The 18,610-nt window shown below is 50.6% G+C and carries 15 protein-coding genes; 13 read left to right on the top strand and 2 right to left on the bottom strand.

Annotation, left to right across the window (positions count from 1 at the left end; translation table 11 throughout):
- Nucleotides 1-243: 243 nt before the first annotated feature.
- The 9 genes from AC0LWM_RS18895 to nagZ all read left to right on the top strand — a co-directional run bounded on the left by AC0LWM_RS18895 (nucleotide 244) and on the right by nagZ (nucleotide 12,782).
- Nucleotides 244-1,152, top strand: a complete 909-nt coding sequence (locus tag AC0LWM_RS18895) for an ABC transporter permease (RefSeq protein WP_474676539.1) — start codon at nucleotides 244-246, stop codon at nucleotides 1,150-1,152.
- Nucleotides 1,153-1,176: 24 nt separating this feature from the next.
- Entirely contained in the window at nucleotides 1,177-2,076 is a 900-nt protein-coding gene (locus AC0LWM_RS18890; protein WP_474676538.1) for a carbohydrate ABC transporter permease, read from the top strand.
- Nucleotides 2,077-2,177: 101 nt separating this feature from the next.
- A complete protein-coding gene (locus AC0LWM_RS18885; protein ID WP_474676537.1) occupies nucleotides 2,178-3,860 on the top strand; it encodes an ABC transporter substrate-binding protein in 1,683 nt (560 codons plus the stop codon).
- Between the two features lie 625 nt (nucleotides 3,861-4,485).
- Nucleotides 4,486-5,913, top strand: coding sequence for an ABC transporter substrate-binding protein (locus tag AC0LWM_RS18880; RefSeq protein ID WP_474676536.1), 1,428 nt, complete (start codon nucleotides 4,486-4,488; stop codon nucleotides 5,911-5,913).
- 78 nt (nucleotides 5,914-5,991) lie between these two features.
- Nucleotides 5,992-6,873 (top strand): carbohydrate ABC transporter permease, encoded by an 882-nt coding sequence (locus AC0LWM_RS18875; RefSeq protein ID WP_474676535.1) that lies wholly within the window; start codon nucleotides 5,992-5,994, stop codon nucleotides 6,871-6,873.
- Nucleotides 6,873-7,703 (top strand): carbohydrate ABC transporter permease, encoded by an 831-nt coding sequence (locus AC0LWM_RS18870; RefSeq protein WP_474676632.1) that lies wholly within the window; start codon nucleotides 6,873-6,875, stop codon nucleotides 7,701-7,703. Before AC0LWM_RS18875 ends, AC0LWM_RS18870 begins: the two co-directional genes overlap by 1 nt.
- A 17-nt stretch (nucleotides 7,704-7,720) precedes the next feature.
- The gene (locus AC0LWM_RS18865) at nucleotides 7,721-9,526 is read left to right on the top strand and encodes a cache domain-containing sensor histidine kinase (protein WP_474676534.1); all 1,806 of its coding nucleotides are present in this window, start codon (nucleotides 7,721-7,723) and stop codon (nucleotides 9,524-9,526) included.
- Between the two features lie 7 nt (nucleotides 9,527-9,533).
- The gene (locus AC0LWM_RS18860; protein ID WP_474676533.1) at nucleotides 9,534-11,138 is read left to right on the top strand and encodes a response regulator; all 1,605 of its coding nucleotides are present in this window, start codon (nucleotides 9,534-9,536) and stop codon (nucleotides 11,136-11,138) included.
- Between the two features lie 18 nt (nucleotides 11,139-11,156).
- Nucleotides 11,157-12,782: a beta-N-acetylhexosaminidase gene (gene nagZ / locus AC0LWM_RS18855; protein ID WP_474676532.1), complete on the top strand. Its 1,626-nt coding sequence runs from the start codon at nucleotides 11,157-11,159 to the stop codon at nucleotides 12,780-12,782.
- A 125-nt stretch (nucleotides 12,783-12,907) separates the two neighbouring features.
- On the opposite strand, the gene AC0LWM_RS18850 is transcribed toward nagZ, so the two are convergent.
- Together AC0LWM_RS18850 and AC0LWM_RS18845 are read right to left on the bottom strand one after the other, a co-directional pair.
- Nucleotides 12,908-13,456: a hypothetical protein gene (locus tag AC0LWM_RS18850; protein WP_474676531.1), complete on the bottom strand. Its 549-nt coding sequence runs from the start codon at nucleotides 13,454-13,456 to the stop codon at nucleotides 12,908-12,910.
- A gap of 135 nt (nucleotides 13,457-13,591) precedes the next feature.
- The gene (locus tag AC0LWM_RS18845; RefSeq protein ID WP_474676631.1) at nucleotides 13,592-14,122 is read right to left on the bottom strand and encodes a PCYCGC motif-containing (lipo)protein; all 531 of its coding nucleotides are present in this window, start codon (nucleotides 14,120-14,122) and stop codon (nucleotides 13,592-13,594) included.
- Between the two features lie 265 nt (nucleotides 14,123-14,387).
- Here AC0LWM_RS18845 and AC0LWM_RS18840 point away from each other — a divergent pair, with 265 nt between their 5' ends.
- Genes AC0LWM_RS18840 through AC0LWM_RS18825 form a run of 4 tightly spaced genes read left to right on the top strand, consistent with a single transcriptional unit; the run spans nucleotide 14,388 to nucleotide 18,592 of the window.
- Complete coding sequence (locus tag AC0LWM_RS18840) at nucleotides 14,388-15,524, top strand: P-loop NTPase family protein (protein WP_474676530.1); 1,137 nt, start codon at nucleotides 14,388-14,390, stop codon at nucleotides 15,522-15,524.
- A complete protein-coding gene (locus AC0LWM_RS18835) occupies nucleotides 15,511-16,740 on the top strand; it encodes a TadA family conjugal transfer-associated ATPase (RefSeq protein WP_474676529.1) in 1,230 nt (409 codons plus the stop codon). Before AC0LWM_RS18840 ends, AC0LWM_RS18835 begins: the two co-directional genes overlap by 14 nt.
- Before the next feature lie 44 nt (nucleotides 16,741-16,784).
- Nucleotides 16,785-17,714 carry a type II secretion system F family protein gene (locus AC0LWM_RS18830; RefSeq protein ID WP_474676528.1) on the top strand — a complete coding sequence of 310 codons (930 nt, stop codon included), beginning with the start codon at nucleotides 16,785-16,787 and terminating at the stop codon, nucleotides 17,712-17,714.
- Between the two features lie 5 nt (nucleotides 17,715-17,719).
- Entirely contained in the window at nucleotides 17,720-18,592 is an 873-nt protein-coding gene (locus AC0LWM_RS18825; protein ID WP_474676527.1) for a type II secretion system F family protein, read from the top strand.
- Nucleotides 18,593-18,610: the final 18 nt, after the last annotated feature.

The following is an 18,610-nucleotide window of genomic DNA, read 5'->3' as shown; positions in this document are numbered from 1 at the left end:
TTTGTGCTTTTCAAACGGCTTCCGGCGAGCAGGCGGTGTTTTTTATTCGCCCGATCTTGATGTTTCGAAATTCGCCACTCCGGCGAAAGATGGTAGTCATAAGCGAAAGGGAAACGAAGGAGCTTGCAGCGGCGCGGTTCTGGAAATAATCCAATTCCGCGAATCTTGATCGTTGTAACCGCTTACGATTACGGGATAGAATCAAGCCACAAACGATAAATCGCAGCTTGAGGGGGGAAACGAATGTCCGCCACAATGTGGAGACGGATGAGGAAGCATTGGCAGCTTTATCTTGTTGTCTTGCTTCCGATGGCTTACATCATCATATTCAAATATTTGCCGATGGCCGGCGTGCAAATCGCGTTCAAAGATTTTAACGTCATCAAGGGCATCTGGGGCAGCGATTGGGCAGGCTTCAAACATTTCAACAAGTTTTTCGCCTCGCCGAACTTCTGGATGTACATTAAGAACACGTTGGGCATCAGCTTGTACGGCTTGCTCGTCGGGTTCCCGGCACCGATCATTCTGGCGCTTGCCTTAAACGAAATCCGCAACGGGCTGTTCAAAAAGTCGGTCCAGATGATTACGTACGCCCCTTATTTTATTTCGACCGTCATCATGGTTTCGATCCTGATCGTGACGCTGTCGCCGAACGTTGGCTTGCTGAGCAAGGTGTTTACGTTTTTCGGCGCCGAGCCCGTTAATTTCATGGGCATACCGGGACTGTTCAAATCGATTTATGTATGGTCGGACGTATGGCAATATACCGGCTACGGGGCCATCATCTATATCGCGGCGTTATCCGGCGTCAATCCGGACTTGTACGAGGCGGCTAAAGTCGACGGAGCGTCGCGTCTGCAAAAAATCAGGCACATCGATATCCCGAGCTTGATTCCGGTTTCCGTGATCCTGCTTATCCTCAATCTGGGCAACATCATGCGCCTCGGCTTCGAGAAGATTTACCTGATGCAAAACCCGCTCAATCTGAGCACGTCCGAAGTCATCTCCACTTATGTATACAAAGTCGGACTGATCGGCTCGAACTTCAGCTTCTCGTCGGCCGTCGGCTTGTTCAACTCGGTCATCAACTTGATCCTGCTTGTCGCCGTCAACTTCATCGCGCGGAGGCTATCGAACACGAGCTTATGGTAACGGAAAGGAGGCATTCCACTCGCGATGGCTACTTCAATCAAAATTAAAGAATCGGTCGGGGACAAGCTATTCTTATATACGGTATACGCGTTCCTGACCCTCGTACTTATCATTATCGTTTGTCCGCTGTTATATATCGTCAGTTCGTCCTTCAGCTCGCCGCAAGCGGTAACGTCCGGCAGAGTGTGGCTGTTTCCGGTCGATTTTTCGCTCGCCGGGTATAAGGCTGTGTTTAATAACCCGAATGTGTTTATCGGTTATCGCAATTCCCTGTTCTACGCCGTTGTCGGTACGCTGGTGAACGTGCTCATGACCGTCATGCTGGCCTATCCGCTTGCCCGCAAAACGTTTGTCGGGCGCAATCTCATTATGATGATGCTCGTGTTCACGATGCTTTTTGACGGAGGCATTATCCCTTTTTATCTGGTCGTCAAAAACTTGAACCTGCTTAATACGCCATGGGCGATGATTCTGCCTGGCGCATTGGCCGTATTCCAAGTTATCGTGGCGAGAACGTTCTTTCAGACGACGATTCCCGACGAATTGGTCGAAGCGGCGGAGCTCGACGGGTGCAGCGACATCAAGTTTATGTGGAACATCGTGCTGCCGTTATCCAAGCCGATTCTTGCGGTCATGACGCTGATGTACGCGGTAGGCCACTGGAACTCGTACTTCGACGCGCTGATCTTCCTGAAATCGTCGAACTTGTTCCCGCTGCAGATCGTGCTGCGCAACATCCTGATCTTGAACACGATCGATCCGACGATGATGGCGAACGCCGACAAGGCAGCCGCATTAATGGGACTCAAGGATCTGCTCAAATATTCGCTGATCGTCGTGGCGAGCTTGCCGGTGCTCATTATTTACCCGTTCGTGCAGAAGCACTTCGTGAAAGGCGTCATGATCGGTTCGTTGAAAGGCTGATTCATTCGACTTTTTGAGGGAGGTGATGGGTCCGCGCCGTCTTGCGGAGCGAAGCCGTTAAGCTGTCAGATTTGCTTTTCTAAATACAAGGAGGAGTCACTTTGAAAAAGACGTTGTTCGTTTTGGCAAGCTTGTTGATTTGCTTGTCGCTTGTATTGGGCGCTTGCGGGAAGTCCGACGAGAAGACAGCCGAGTCCGGTACGAAGGAAGAGACGCCAAAAACAGATACGGATGCCCCTAAAACAGAAGAGACACCGGCACCGGCCAGCAAAGTTACGATCAAAATGTTCGCTCCCCAGCTTGCAAGCATCGAAAATATGGAAACGAATTTATTCACGAAACATTTAGAGGAAAAAACGAACGTTCACATTCAATGGGACCTCGTACCGAACGACGCTCTGAATGAAAGAAAACAGCTGATGCTGGCGAGCGGCGATTATCCGGAAGTGATCCTGCACGGCGATCTGACGAAGGAAGAGCAAATGAAATACGGTCAACAAGGCGTATTCATTCCACTCAATGACCTGATCGAGAAATATGCTCCGAACGTGAAAAAAGCGATGGCGGAAATTCCGTACCTGAAAGGTGCCATGACGGCACCGGACGGCAATATTTATGCGATTCCGCAAGTGAACGAGTGCTTCCATTGCACGTATGCGCAAAAATATTGGATCAACAAAAAATGGCTCGACGATCTGGGCTTGCAAATGCCGACGACGACCGACGAGCTGTATACGGTGCTTAAAGCATTTAAAGAAAAGGACCCGAACCATAACGGCAAAGCCGACGAAATTCCGCTGACCGGCGCAACGTACGAGAATATGTGGATGGGCAACATCGACGGTTATTTGATGAATGCGTTCATCTATAACGATTCGGATTCCTTCCTGATCGTGCGCGACGGCAAAGTAGACCTCGCGGCGAACAAACCGGAGTGGAAGCAAGGCTTGGAATACATCCGTAAATTATACAAAGATGGCTTGATCGACCCGGCTTCATTCACGCAAAATGCCGACGCAATCGCCCAGCTGGCTAACAAAGAGCCGGACAACGTGATGGGATCGATCACGACGGCGCTGATCAGCTATGCATACCCTGTCGACGACAAGCATCCGCGCCATAAAGACTTCGTCACCGTTCCGCCGGTGAAAGGCCCGAACGGCTACCAAGCGGCAGGATATTTCGCAGGCGTATCGAAATCGCAGTTTGCGATCACGAACAAAGCAAGCGAAGAGCAGCAAATCGCAGCGATGAAAATGGTTGACTACCTGTACACGGAAGAAGCAATTTTGCTTGAGGAGAAAGGTCCTGAAGGCGGCGGCTGGAGAAAAGCGAAGGACGGCGAAAAAGACTTCCACGGCAACCAGGCCAAATATGCGGTCATCGTGAACCCGAACGCGGAAAGCAAACCAACGCACAACGACGGCTGGGAACAAATCGGCCCGTCCGTACGGACGGCGGCATACCGCGAATCTTGGGCAACGCCGCAAGATCCGCTCGCCGAAGGCGCCTACGAAACTCGCCTGTGGCAAGAGTCGAAGAAATATGAGCCGTTCGCAACGAAGGAAGCTTATCCAAGCAGCGTATTCATGAATGCCGAGGATGCCGACGACGCGGCTCAGCTGAAAACAACGATCAAAGATTACATCAAGCAGAACATGGCGCAATTCATCACGGGCAACAAAGACATCGAGAAAGATTGGGACGCTTACGTCCAAGGCTTTGAAGGATTGCAGCTGCAGCGCTACATCGAGATTTACCAGAAGGCGTTAGGCGCCCAATAATCCTAAATCGAGATTTAACAAGGCGTTAGGCGCCAAATAATAAGCGCAACATCGAGATTTATCAGAAGGCGCTAGGCGCACTATAAGCGCATCGAGATTTACCAAAAGGCGTTAGGCGCCCTAAAATCGAATCCGGCCATCGCCGTCACGCGGTCGCGCCGAATCTCTCCTCCGGGAGCGGATTCGGCGCGGCTTTTTTTGGGGTGTGGTACGAGTAAGAGTGTGAATGCGTGTAAAAGTCCGAGAAAGAGAAAGAGAAAGAGAAAGAGAAAGAGTAAGTGTGCGAGTTGAGAATCGAGCATAACTGCAAAAGTGCAGTTATTTTTTGCGTATGAACCAAAAAGGCAACAATTAACTGAAAATCTGCATCTATTTGTATAAAATCCGCTTGTTTCGCGCAAATGCATAAAAATAACTGTACAATCTCAGTTATTCAATCCTGGAGATGAGGACTTGGGCGGAAATAACTGCACTTTTGCATTAATGGCCAATTGGAGGGCAGCGAACAGGGGCACACTAGAGGATTTTATCCCTGTTTTGTTGAAATGTGAACCTACACGGCATGGGTCGACCGTCCTATAATGGGAGACGTAAACCAATTCTAAATTTTTTAGGAGGGTCAGGAATGAAAAAGAATTTGATGCTTGCGATTCTTTTCATCTTCGTTTTCGCAACGGTGCTTGCAGGCTGCGGCGGCAAGACGGAAGAGAAGAAGGACGAAACGAAGACAGAACAAGGCTCCGGGGGAACGGACACGACGAAAGATGAGCCTAAGAAGGAAGACGAGCCGAAGGCTGAAGAGAAGGTTGAGCCGTTTACCGTTTCGCTTCGTCACATTCAAGTCGGTGAACCGCAAAAAAACCGTCTGAAAATTCTTCAAGACGTTGTGGCAAAGACGGAATCGGAAATTCCCGGTTTGAAATTCGAGCTTGATCCTGTAGAAGATAATACGAACCGATTCACGAAGCTTCCTGCGGAAATGGCTGCCGGCAACCCGCCCAAAATTTTCGACATCTTCGGTGGGGTGAACGATGCCATTAAATATGCGAAAGCGGGCAGACTTCTCGACCTGACTCCAATTATTGAGGAACTAGGAATTAAAGATAAATTCATTACGCTTGGTGCCTTCTCGTATGAAGGCAAAGTATACGGACTCCCTATCGGAGGTAACACGGAAGGTTTTTGGTATAACAAGAAAATATTCGCTGACAACAATCTGACGCCTCCAACGACATTTGAGGAACTGGAAAAGATCGCGGAAACACTGAAAGCGAAAAACATCACTCCGTTTGTAGCGGGCAGCAAGGACGCATGGGTAGCAGCTATGTTGCCGAATACGCTATTCGGACTTTATGGGGGACCGGACGTAATTAACGGATTTAGGGATGGTTCCGCTAAATGGACGGATCCTGAAATCGTTGCCGCATTTACTACACTTGATGATTGGATTAAAAAAGGTTATTTCTCCAAAGGTCAACTTGCAGTCGATTACACATCTACGTTAAATAACTTTATTACAAGTAAAGGCGCTATGATGTTCGACGGAAGCTGGAGAGGATCCGTATTCCACGACAAAACGCAAGTTGGCGCCGACAAGATCGGTACGGATATGGTTGACCAATTCGGATTTTTCGCAATGCCGCCGGTTCCAAACGGTAAGGTCAATCAAATTTATATGAACCTGAACTATAACAATGGCTACGCGTTCTCCGCGGATGTCAACGATAACGAACTGAAGGCAATCAAAGGCTTTATCAAAAACTTGTATAACGAGGAAATGCAACTGCGCGGCTTAGTTGAAGACGGAGTATTGCCTTCGCTGAAGCTTTCCGACGAGGCGATTTCCAAAGTTGAGAACCCTGCAACGAAAGAAGTTCTGGATGTCTTGAAAAAATCCGCAGGGGGCTTCATGCACGTCGACCAAATTGTCGGCGATTCCTATGCGGAAACCGAAAGACAACTGCAAAAACTGATCGGCGGACAAACGACTCCGCAAGATGCCGCCGCTGCGATTCAGAAAGTACAGGATGAAGTAAACAGCAAAACGAAGTAAGTCAGGCGAATGGAATCAAGGGGTATCGCCCGCCCGTGTGTGGGTGATACCTCTTATCTATTGGCAGAAGGAGGCGCAATGAACAAGACGTTAAGAAACCCCACGGTGTATATTTTATTTTTGTTACCGACGCTCATCCTCTACTTTTTGTTTTCGATTTATCCGATGTTATCTTCGTTTTATTATGGGTTTACGGATTGGAACGGGCTCGACGATCCGAGTTTTATTGGGTTCGACAACTTTACGAAGGCATTGTCTGACGACGCGTTTTGGAAAGGCTTCTTGAATAACGTTTATTTTTTGGTGTTCTCCGTTTTTATTCAAGTGCCGATCATTATTTTTTTTGCGCTGCTCATAAGTGGAGTCAAACGGTTCCAGCGTTTTTATAAAACGACAGTGTTTATGCCTTCCATTATCTCGACTTCGGTAGTAGGTATTTTGTGGGGATTTTTTTACGAACCGGAAATGGGACTGGTGAATCGATTTCTCGGCTTGTTTGGCATCGATACGATTTATTGGCTTGGAGAAGAAAAATGGGCCATGGTTGCGATTTTAATCACAAATGCATGGCAATGGATGGGGTTTTATATTGTACTCGTTTTAGCCGCTATTCTTGGCATTCCTAAAGAGCTAAATGAAGCGGCGGCCATTGATGGAGCGAGCGGAATACAAAGGTCATTGCGGATTACAGTGCCGTTGATCAGACCGATCATATCGGTAATTGTACTATTATCCATAGCGGGAGCGTTGCGCGTCGTTGATATCGTCCTCGTCATGACGAAAGGCGGACCTGCCGGGGCGACGGAAGTTATGGGAACATACATGATCGATCGTGCGATTAAAACCGGTGCATATGGATTCGGTACGTCAATCGCGATTTTGATTTTCGTATTTGCTTTAATCATTACGGTATTATACCAGCTTGCTTTTGTCAGAAATCAGGAAAGGGTTGAATATTGATGCCGGCTGCGCTTAAAAAAGGAATACCGCATGTTATATTGCTTGCGTATGTTGTCGTCGTATTGTATCCGTTCGTGTTCGTCTTGTTCTCGTCGTTAAAAGTTAGCAATGTAGCGATCTCACAGGATCCGTGGGGTCTGCCTAAAGTTTGGCAGTTTGAGAACTATGTTACGACATGGGTGAAAGCGAAAATCGGAGTCTATTTCTTTAACAGCTTGTATTTGTCTCTTACATCGGCAGTTGCCGGCGTTTTGCTCGCCGCCGCCGCCGCTTTTGCGATAACTCGAATGAAATTTATAAAAGCAAGCAAATGGGTTTATCAATTCATTGCCATCGGGCTTTTAATTCCGGGTAATGCCTTGTTCATCGCACAATATATTTTAGTGAAAGAACTAGGAATTTTAAATACGCATTGGGCTTTGTTTCTACCCTATGCTGCGGGAGCTCTCCCGGTCAGCGTCCTATTGATCAGCGCTTTTATGCGATCGGTTCCTAATGAGCTGGAAGAAGCCGCGATTATGGACGGGTTGAGTTCAGTAGGACTGTTTGCTAGAATTATTTTACCGATTACATTACCCGTGCTTGTAACCGTTTTTATTGTAAACTTTTTAGGGAATTGGAACGAATTTTTATTGGCTAACTTTTTCCTTAGCAAAGATGCGTTAAAGACATTGCCAACGGGGATGGTTGGCTTCCGTGACGCCTTTCAAACCAATTACGCGCAAATATGCGCAGGCATTATATATAGCGTAGTTCCTGTACTGATGCTGTATGCCTTTTTGCAGGAGAAAATCATTGAAGGAATTACCGCGGGCAGTGTAAAAGGCTAGACGAAAGGAAGTGAATAATGATGACCATGCGCGTCAAAATATTCTCGGCTTTTTTTGCACTCATCATTATTCCTTTATCTTTGCTCGGCGTCACCGCTTTTTTTGTCGTAAGCGATATGATTGAAAAAAAATATTCCGAACAAACGGAATTTACGTTAAATGCATTAAAGCAAAGCGTCAACTTTTTATTCCGCGAGATGGATCAGGTGACCGACAGTACGATCGCTAGCCGTGCGCTCCAAGAAGTGTTGGATAAGTCAAGCTACGAGCAGAGCAAATACATGGATATCAACTATTTGGAGATGAACGAGATTCAGCGTAGCTTCAAGGAAATGCTCGTGTTTCATCCCTCGGTGAGTTATGCGTTTATGTATGTTTTGAAGAACAGTTCCATGATTTGGATCTATTCGAAGGAAGATGTTAGATCGTTATCGTTCGAGCGATTTAAGGAACACGAGGTTTACCGGGAAACATTGGAGCGGAAGGGCTTACCGAAATGGGTGGGCCCGTTTGAATATCCGGAAGTGACCGGATCGGGACACGTATTTACTCAAATTCGCGTTGTTAAGGATTTGAACTCCCTGCAAGACAAAGGAATTATGTTCGTCCAAATTAAAAGCTCCGGAATGGAAGCAATATTTAGGGAGTTTAGTTCAACGCAACGGAATCATCAAACTCGTTTTTTTATCGTGAATCAAAAAGGAACGATATTTTTTGATAGCAGCCATGAATTAGCCGGTCAAAATATGAATGCGTATATTTCGAACGGGCTGCATGTATCGAAAGGCTACGAGAGTGTTCGGCATACTTTCGATGGTCAGGATAGCGTCGTATCCAGCATCGGACTCGGACGTGAAAATTGGCAGCTTGTATCGGTAACTTCTTGGAACTCGTTAACGAGCGAAATTTATATTTATGCTAAAGGCCTCGCCACGTTCACGATCTTGATGCTGCTGCTCGCTTTTATGTACAACATGTTCTTCGTGAACCGGATCGCGAAATCGATTACGCGGACCGTACGGTTCATGCGCCGGGTGGAGAACGGAGAGCTGCAGGTTCGCGTCGAGGAGAAAGGCGGCGATGAGCTGTTCCTGTTGTCGAGGGGCTTCAATAGCTTGGTGGGCAAGGTCAGCGAACTGCTCGATCAGGTCAAGCGGGAGCAGTCTCATAAGAATAAAGCGGAAATGCGCGTGCTGCAGGCTCAGATCAAACCGCACTTCCTGTTTAATACGCTGGAGTCGATCAACGCGCTCGCCGTACAGAACAAAGGCAAGCAAGTGAGCCAGATGGTGCAGCGGCTCGGCCGAATTTTGCGCATCAGTATCCAGGATAAGGAAGAAATAAGCATCCGTCAAGAAATCGATCATTTGCGGAGCTACTTGGAAATTCAGAAATTCCGTTTCGAAGAGCTGTTTGAATTTGAAATCGATATTCCGGAAGAAGTGATGAATTGCTCCATCTTGAAGCTGACGTTGCAGCCTCTCGTCGAAAACAGCATTCAGCATGGCTTTGAAGGAATTGAATATATCGGACGTATTCGGATTTCCGCGGTCGTCGAGCGCGAGCACATTATTTTTACGGTCGAAGACAACGGGATCGGCATCCCGACCAGCGTATTGGCCAAATTCCAATACCATGCCGACGAAGGTTATTTGGCCATGCAGGAGAAGCATGCTCATGGGGAACGGCGGGGGCTGGGCGTACACAGCGTAGCCGACCGGATTCGCATCCAATACGGGAGCGATTACGGATTGTACGTGTGCTCTTTGGAGCAGAACGGAACGATCATCCGGTGCACGATTCCTAAATATATGGCGGGGTGATGCGCAGGTGAAGCTGAAGGCGCTGCTGGTTGACGACGAAGTGAATATTTTGCGGAATTTGCAAGCCATCATTCCATGGGAAAGTTTGGATATTGAAATTTACGACGCCAAAAACGGCGTTCAGGCGTTAGAGATCGCAGCGGATGTGAAGCCGGATTTGATTCTAAGCGACATTCGCATGCCCGTTATGGACGGCATTACGTTGCTGCAGAAGGTGCGCGAGCAACAATTAGCCTGCGAGGTGATCCTGTTGACCGGGTATCAGGATTTCGAATATGCCCGGTCCGGGATTCGTCTCGCCGCGCGGGACTATATTCTGAAGCCGATCGACTACGAGGAGCTGGAGCGAACGATCGTTCAAACCGCCGCGGACATTCGCGTGAAGAAGCTGGAGCATAAAAACGAGCAGAAAAAATGGGGCACCGCGTTTCGTCTTGCCTATGAAAAAATGCTGTACGACGTGCTGCTGGGTTGTTCCACGGTTCAATGCACAACGCTGCTCGCGCTCGAGGACGAACTGGAGGTTGAGCAGCTTTCATATGTCGTGCTGTTCGTCGATTTGGATGCCTATACGCAGGAATACCGGCAATGGAGCGAAAGCGAGCGGAAGCTGTGGAATTTCGCCGTTCGCAACGTGCTCGAGGAGGTGCTGGCGGAATGCCGCATCAGCCACGCGATCGTGCAGCTTCGCGAAGGCGAGTGGAGCGTGCTCGTTCAGTGGTACGGAAAGCCGGACAGCGAATTGTTGCTGGAACATGCCGAAAGCTGGGTTCGTTCGATGCAGGAGGCGGTGCGGCATTTCGTTAAAAAAACGATCAGCGTTGCCGTTTATCCTCGTGCAGCTTCGCTTGAGGAGCTACCGGGCGTTTATCGGCATACCCAGTATATGCTGCACCAGACGCCGAATCGGACCGAAGCTATCGTTATCGCCGAGCGCTCCAAAGCGGCATGCGACGATCCGCATGTTCCGCTATGGAACGATGTCGAGGGAATGATTTCCGGACTCAAGCAAATGGACCGCCAGAAGGTGGAGTCTTCGTGGCAGTCGTTCAGCGCCAACCTGCGCGCCGTAGCCGAGAAATCTCATGTTCGGGTCGAGCATATCCTGCATTATTTGATCCTGCATTTGATGCGCGAACTGAAGGAATTAGGCGTTTTATCCGCCGCGAAAGAAGCGGACATTTGGACGAAGCTTGAAACGGACTGTACGGTGAAGGCGCTTTGGAATACAATAGAACAGATGATTGAAGAAAGCCTTGAAGCTACCGCCCATCGCAAATCGAGCGACGTGCTGATGACGCTGTCCAAGGATTATATCGACAAGCATTTGGCCAAAGATATCGGCGTGGATGAAATGGCGGATTATCTTGGAATCAGCTGCAGCTATTTCAGCTTATTGTTCAAGCAGCATTTCGGCGAAACGTTCGTCGAATACGTCACCCGCCAGCGGATGGAGCTGGCGAAGTCGCTGCTTGCGCGCAGCGACAAAAGCGTGACGCAAATCGGCAAGATGGTCGGTTATGCGGAACGGCGTTATTTTACGAAAGTATTCCAAAAATACGTCCGGCTGACTCCGTCGGAATACCGCGAAGCGCGGCAGTTGGAATCATAATTTTTCGGAGGTGTTTTTGTGGAGCAATCCCTGGAGCAAAAATTAAACGGCATGAGCCTAAAGGAGAAAGTCGGACAGTTGTTCATGTGCGGCTTTCACGGTACTGAGCCGTCGGAAGATATTCGGCGCTTGATCGAACAATACCAAGTCGGCGGAATCATTTATTTTCGCCGCAACGTAAACGATGTGGAGCAGGTTTGCAAATTATCGTCGGACTTGCAACACATTGCCGGGCAGAGCGGTTCGTCGCATCGGTTGCCGCTGCTTATCTCGATCGATCAGGAAGGCGGCATGGTTGCCCGAATCGACACGGATGACGTGACGCTCACGCCCGGCAACATGGCCCTCGGCGCAACCCGCGACAGCCGCGCGGCTTATGAAACCGCGCTGATCTCGGGACGCGAGCTGCGTGAAATGGGCATTAACATGAATTTTGCCCCATGCCTCGACGTCAACAACAATCCGAACAATCCCGTGATCGGCATTCGCTCCTATGGCGAGGACCCGGTGCTGGTCGGGGAGCTGGGAGCCGCGGCCGTCCGCGGATTCCAAGAAGCGGGCGTTGCGGCCACCGTCAAGCATTTCCCCGGACACGGCGACACGGACAGCGATTCGCACCTCGGCTTGCCGACCATTCCGCATGCAATGGAGCGGCTTGAGCAAGTAGAGCTTGCCCCGTTCCGTCATGCGATCGGGCAAGACGTTGATGCGGTCATGACCGCACATGTCGTATTTACGGCGATGGACGGCGATTCGCAGACGCCTTCCACGCTATCGCAGCCGATCGTCACGGGGCTTCTTCGCGGCAAGCTCGGTTATGACGGCGTCGTTGTATCCGACTGCTTGGAAATGAACGCCATTTCCGAAGGAGTCGGCGTGGCCGAAGGTTCGATTCAAGCGATCCTTGCCGGCATCGACCTTGTGCTTGTCAGCCATCGCATCGACCGGCAAATCGCTGCTGTCGAAGCGGTTGTTCAAGCGGTGGAGAGCGGCCGCATTCCGATGTCGCGCATCGATGAGTCGGCGTTGCGCGTTTTGCGGTTAAAAACGAAACGGATAGAAGCGGCAGGGTCCGAGACGTCGGATTACGCGAGCATCAAATCGCGTATCGGGCTGCCTGCGGATCGGGAAATCGTTCGCGGCTGGTACGAAAAAAGCGTAACCTTGGTGAAGGATGAAGGGCAGCAATTGCCTTTGCAAGCAAACGCGAAGACGCTCGTTGTATGGCCGGAGGTGCGCCAAGGGACAGAAGTCGACGAAATTATTGCCCAGGAAATGACACTGGGTGCCGCGCTATCGGCATATATCGACAGTGTGCACGAGGTGCGGATCGGCATCGCCCCGACCGCAGCCGAGTTGGAGAATGTGCTTGCCCAAAGCAGCGCCTATCAGCAAATTGTCGTTGCGACGTACAACGCTTCCTTCTCGCCGGGACAGGTCGAGCTCGTCCACAAGCTGGCGGAGCGGAAGGATGTTAAGCTCGTCGTTGCCGCCGTGCGCAACCCGTTTGACCTCCGCGAGTTTCCGGAAGTCGGCACGTATTTCGCCACTTATGAGAATCGCCCGGTTGCGATGCAATCGCTCGCCAAAGCTTTGACGGGGCGGATGACGGCAGCAGGCGTTCTGCCGGTAACGATTCCGTAAACGTTGAAAGTTTCGAATAGTTGATGTAATTGAACAAAAAAACGAACGTCCATCCCTGGCAGGGAAGAACGTTCGTTTTTTTTGCGTTATATAGAGTAGTTGCCCAAAGGGCCTTGAATGATGAATCAACGATTTTTAAGCTTTTCGATATCGGCTTCCATATGAAGCTGACGCCGGTTCAAAATTTCAATCGTGTAGCTGTGCGTATTCACTTCCGCTTTAGTTGCGGCCAACTGCTCGCTGATTTCCTTCGTTAGCTCAAGCGTCTCCATCAATGCGCGTTTCATGTAAGGCAAGTCGGCAACGTCTTGCTTGGTCGCCATATTCTTCTCGATATAGGCAACCCGATCCGAAAGATGCTCTTGCCCGGCCTGGAGCTGAAGTATCCCGCCTCGCAGCTCCTGATGTCCGTCCCGCAGTTCCTGGTATCCGGCCTGAAGCTGCTGCATTCCGCCACGCAGTTCCTGATAGCCGTCCTGAAGCTGCTGCATTCCGCCCCGCAGCTCTTGATAGCCGTCCTGAAGCTGCTGCATTCCGCCACGCAGTTCCTGATAGCCGTCCTGAAGCTGCTGCATTCCGCCCCGCAGCTCCTGATGTCCGTTCTGCAGTTCTTGTTGTCCGAGTTTTAATGCTTTGAGTTCGTCCAAAATTTGCAGCAATATGGACTCATTCATGCAATATCCCCCGTCCCTTCGCTCGATAATCTTTGCATAACCAGTGTATCATTTGGGCTTAGGGTTGTACACGGTAGAATGTTTCCTGCCAGGAAATTAAGTCTAAAGGCGTAGGAATTTGTCGATCGGCTAAGTTTAGCTTGGCATCGGCGTTTTTGTCGGCGCGGCATACCCGGTCTTATATTTATCGTCGATCCATTCGCGAATTTGCTTGTCCGTTTTGCCTTCCTTTTTCATAGCGGCCGATTCGACCGCAATTTGCAGGCATGTATTGCAACGCGTGCCATGATCGTCCCAGATCACCGAGCCGTCTTCTTCGATTTTGTCGACAAAGCAGTTTTTGTTGCTCTCGTGTCCCGCGCTTTCCCCACAGCCGCAGTAGCAAGGAATCCATTGCAGCAGATCGGCGTATTCGGCGGCAATTTGGTACACTTGGCGTATTTGCAAAGGCTGCTTGTCCAGAAATTTCGGCAGGGTGTCCTTGGATGCGGTTTTCTCCTGCGTGTCGCCGTTCGGAAGCTGATGTTGCTCATGCATATTCATTTCGGACGCCGCTTCACCGCCCGGGTCTGCCTGTTTATTGCCGCATGCGGAAAATACGAGCATCGCCGTTAACAACAACGCGATTCCTGCACTACGTTTGACCAATGTCCTCACTCCACACATTTTTGCATCAGAATACCATAACAAGCTGAAATTCTCATTAAGAAAATGTGAAAGAACTGAGAAATCGCGAGTAATGGAAAGGGTATAGAAATAGCTAAATTTTGGGTTGAAAAGGAAATGGTCATATGGTAAAGTATTGGTAAATATCCATATTCGAATCGTTGCGACGGAAGCACCGTCCATGAGCGCAGAATTTTTCTGCTCTTCTGGAGGTGCTTTTTTTGCGTTCGGTTTGTTGCCAAACAAATAGAAAGGAGGTCTGGTCTTGGGCAAAATAAACCTTTTGATCGCTTTGGAGGATGTTGAATACTTGGAGCTGCTGACCCAGTATATTCGATGCTCATCTTATGGCGAGAAGCTGCTTGTCCGCTCCGTAACCCGAAAATCGAACATGGATCTCGTCTGCCAACAACAAGCGAGCGCGGATGTGCTGCTCGTACAATCCGAATGGATGGACGGATCAATAGAAGCTCCGCCTTCGATCAAAACGGTCGTGTTGCTGGTCGAACAGGTGTCGCAGGAACCTGAAGGCCCATACTGGCAGATTATGAAATATCAGCCGCTTGACCGGCTGCTAGACGAATTATCGACGATTCATTCGGAGAGCGGCGGCAACGTACGATTGCCTGCGGAGGCTGCGGGAAAAGCAATGACGATTGCCGTTTATTCGACAGTGGGCGGATGCGGCAAAACGACGGTTGCCGTCAATATGGCCAAGCAGCTGGCGCTGCTCGGCAGCCATGTTTTTTATTTGAATCTGGAGTGGTTGAACGGAGGTTCGGTGTTTACTCCGGGGCGGACAAGCGACCGGTTCGCCCAAATGCTGTATTACGCCAAGGCAGGCCGCAAACAAGCCGCCGCGAAGCTGGATACGCTAAAATCGACAGACCCGCTGCTGAAATTCGATTATTTCGAACCTCCACCGTACTACAGGGAGATGGAACAGATGGGCCGGACCGAAACGGAAGAACTCATCGCCGCATTAAGCGAATCGGGACATTACGATATCGTGATCGTTGATTTGGAGTCGTCGATGCATGAGCGAGTGTTGGCTGCGCTTGGGGCGTGCAGCCGCGTCGTATGGCTGTTGTCGGACGATCTGCCCTGCATTCGCAAAACCGACCTGTTGCTGGATGAATATAATCGTCGGTTCGGCGCGAGCTATTCCGGGTGGCTTCGGAAAGTCGTTTTTGCGATCAACGGCTACACGGGAAATTTAGTGAACAAGTGGCAGCGAGACGACGCACGCATTCGCGGTTTTTTGCCGTATATTCCCGGGTGGAAAACCGTCAGTCAGGCTGACCAGCTGCTGTCTTCTCCCGTCTTCGCGGCAGAGCTGATGAAGCTGTGCGGCGATTTGGGAGTTCAAGGCCGGGCGGGGGAGCATCATGTCGGCAATTAACGAAGAAATGATCGCGGAGCTGCGCGGTCTCATTCGCAGAAGCTTCGATTTTAGCGGCGCTTCGATTTCGGACGAGGAACTGCTGGGAGCGGTGGAGGCGGAGGTTTTCCGGTATTCCGGAACCGTATATTTGACTGCCGCGGAGAAACAAACCGCCGTCCGGCGCATTTACGATTCGTTTCGCGGGTTGGATGTGCTTCAACCCTTGATCGAGGACAAATCGATTTCGGAAATTATGATCAACAGCCATGATGAAATTTTTATCGAGCAGTTCGGCGAGGTGCGCCCCGTATCTTTACAATTTGAAAGTCGGGAGAGACTGGAGGATATCATCCAAGCCATCGTAGCCAAAGTGAACCGCATCGTGAATGCATCTTCGCCGATCGTTGACGCCCGGCTGACGGACGGATCGCGGGTTAACGTCGTTCTGCCGCCCATCGCGCTTAAGGGCCCGACGATGACGATCCGCAAATTTCCCGAAAAACCGCTGACGATGGAGGATTTGATCGGGAAAGGCGCGCTTAACGGCGAAGCGGCTGAATTTCTGCAAAAACTGGTGAAAGGAAAGTTCAATCTGTTTATTAGCGGCGGCACGGGGTCGGGTAAAACGACGTTCCTGAATGCGCTTGCGAACTATATTCCCGCCGATGAGCGGGTTATCACGATCGAAGATTCGGCTGAGCTGCAAATCCGCACGATTCCGAATCTCGTTTCGCTCGAGACGCGCAATGCCAACACGGAAGGCAAGGGCGGGATCGCGATTCGCGATTTGATCCGCGCTTCCCTGCGGATGAGGCCGAATCGGATTATTGTCGGCGAGGTCAGGGGAGGCGAAGCTTTGGACATGCTGCAAGCGATGAATACCGGTCATGAGGGTTCGTTATCGACGGGGCACGCCAACAGTACGGCCGATATGCTGAGCCGCTTGGAAACGATGGTGCTCAGCGGCGCCGATTTGCCGGTGGAGGTCGTCCGCAAGCAAATCGGATCGGCGATCGACGTCATGATCCACTTATCCCGTCTGCGGGACAGGTCGCGCAAGGTGATGGAAATTTGCGAAGTGCTGGGCGTACAGGATGGGGAGGTGAAGCTGAATCCGTTGTACGTATTTCATGAAGAATACGAGCAAGATGGCAAAGTGATCGGCAGTTTGAAGCCGACGGGGCAACAACTGCACAATATGTCCAAGCTGCATATGGCGGGGTTGAGGCTATAACAGGCCACAGGCGAAATCGACAGGGGGGATGGTTCATTTATATTGTGCTCGCAGCCATTGTGATCGGAATGGCGACATTGCTCTTCTACCTGCGATCAAGAGGGAGTAAGAAAGCGAAGGCGGTACGGCGAACCGATGGATCCGGTGGAGGCGGACGGAGTGCCGTAGAGGATACGCCGGAAACGAGTTCCGACATGTTGCTAGCGGCAGCCTCGCAGCAAACGGCAAATGGGGAAATCGATTATTCCGTATATTCGTTGTCGAAACAGGAGTATGCGGCGTGCGTGTTGGCGGCAGCGGCACTTTGCTTTGCGGTCGCGTACTTATTTTATAACCACCCGATCGTAGCACTTATATTTTCGACGATAGCTTTCCTATATCCGCGAATACGGAGGGAGGAACTCCGGATGAAACGTCAGCAAGAGCTGAGTCTGCAGTTCAAGCAAGCTTTATATTCGCTGGCTTCTTCACTCGCGGCCGGACGTTCGCTGGAAACCTCGTTTCGCGAAGCGGTTCACGATTTGCAGTTGCTTTATCCCGATCCGAACACGTACATGCTGCGCGAACTCGACATCATCAATGCCCGCATGGAAAACGGGGAGCCCGTCGAACGGGCCGTCGCCGAATTCAGCCGCCGCGCCGGCGTTGACGATATCGCCAGTTTTTCCGATGTGCTTATCGCATGCAAACGGACCGGGGGTGACTTGATCGAGGTGATGCGCAGGACGTCGACGATGATCGGCGAGAAGCTGGAAATCCAGCAGGAAATTGCCGTTCTGATCGCGCAAAAAAAGTTCGAGGCGAATATTTTGCTGCTTATGCCGTTTGCCTTCGTCGCTTTGCTTCGTTTCAGTTCGCCGGATTATATGGCGCCGCTGTATGAAGGCGTAGGCTACTTGATTACGACGTCGGCGCTGCTTTCGTTGGCTTTATGTTATTTGCTGGCCAAAAGACTGATGAATTTTAAGGTGTGATACCGATGTTGATTTTTGGCGGATTGTTGGTCGTGGAAATCGCGGCGCTTCTAGCTTTGTTCGCGCTGGCGGGCAAACGGTACGAGAGCTTGACAAAGTCCTATAACGATCGTTTCAAGCTGCCGGCTCTTGCTCCGCCGATGCTGTACATCAGCGAAAAATGGCGTCTCATGGAGCGGTTTCCGAAAATAAGCCTGCACGTCCATACGAAGCTTGTTTCATTATATGGCAGCAAGGATGGCCTCAATTGCACCAAGCTGTACATTGCCGACTTGCTTGCTTTTTGTTATTTGTCCCTGCTGCTGGCGGCGCTGCTGCCGCTGCTTACCGACGGAGAAGCGTCGGGAGCGATCGTTGGATTGCTGCTGGCCGGCTTGGTGCCAACGGCGATGGTGAAGGACCTGGAGAAGAAGGTCGTGCGACGCAGGCAAGATTTGGTACTCGAACTGCCCGAGCTGCTGAATAAGATGACTTTGCTCGTAGGGGCGGGCGAGACGGTGCAGCAAGCGCTGACCCAATGCGCCCTGCATGCGAAAAGCCGCGAATCGCATCCGCTGTACGCTGAGCTTCGCAAGCTCGTCAATGAAATGGCGAACGGCTTCTCCTTCTCGCAGTCGCTCGAACGCTTGAACGCACGGTGCGGCGTGCAAGAGGTGTCGGTGTTTACGACAACGCTGCTGCTGAATTATAGGAGGGGCGGGGAGCAGCTGGTGTTATCTTTGCGGGAACTATCCCGCATGTTATGGGAGAAGCGGAAGGCGATCTGCCGGATGCGCGGCGAGGAAGCATCGTCGAAGCTTGTTTTTCCGATGGCGGTCATCTTTATGATCGTATTGGCGCTTGTCGGAGCGCCGGCATTTTTGAGCATGAACTTTTAACGTTGAACTTTATAAAAC

It is taken from the genome of Paenibacillus sp. sgz302148, assembly GCF_056120465.1.
Note: the sequence above shows the minus strand (reverse complement) of the source record. Positions and strands in the feature narration are given on the sequence as shown.

Coding starts and splice junctions, on each gene's coding strand:
- AC0LWM_RS18895 (WP_474676539.1), top strand. CDS start 244: ATGTCCGCCACAATGTGGAGACGGATGAGGAAGCATTGGCAGCTTTAT.
- AC0LWM_RS18890 (WP_474676538.1), top strand. CDS start 1,177: ATGGCTACTTCAATCAAAATTAAAGAATCGGTCGGGGACAAGCTATTC.
- AC0LWM_RS18880 (WP_474676536.1), top strand. CDS start 4,486: ATGAAAAAGAATTTGATGCTTGCGATTCTTTTCATCTTCGTTTTCGCA.
- AC0LWM_RS18875 (WP_474676535.1), top strand. CDS start 5,992: ATGAACAAGACGTTAAGAAACCCCACGGTGTATATTTTATTTTTGTTA.
- AC0LWM_RS18870 (WP_474676632.1), top strand. CDS start 6,873: ATGCCGGCTGCGCTTAAAAAAGGAATACCGCATGTTATATTGCTTGCG.
- AC0LWM_RS18865 (WP_474676534.1), top strand. CDS start 7,721: ATGATGACCATGCGCGTCAAAATATTCTCGGCTTTTTTTGCACTCATC.
- AC0LWM_RS18850 (WP_474676531.1), bottom strand. CDS start 13,456: ATGAATGAGTCCATATTGCTGCAAATTTTGGACGAACTCAAAGCATTA.
- AC0LWM_RS18845 (WP_474676631.1), bottom strand. CDS start 14,122: ATGTGTGGAGTGAGGACATTGGTCAAACGTAGTGCAGGAATCGCGTTG.
- AC0LWM_RS18835 (WP_474676529.1), top strand. CDS start 15,511: ATGTCGGCAATTAACGAAGAAATGATCGCGGAGCTGCGCGGTCTCATT.
- AC0LWM_RS18825 (WP_474676527.1), top strand. CDS start 17,720: ATGTTGATTTTTGGCGGATTGTTGGTCGTGGAAATCGCGGCGCTTCTA.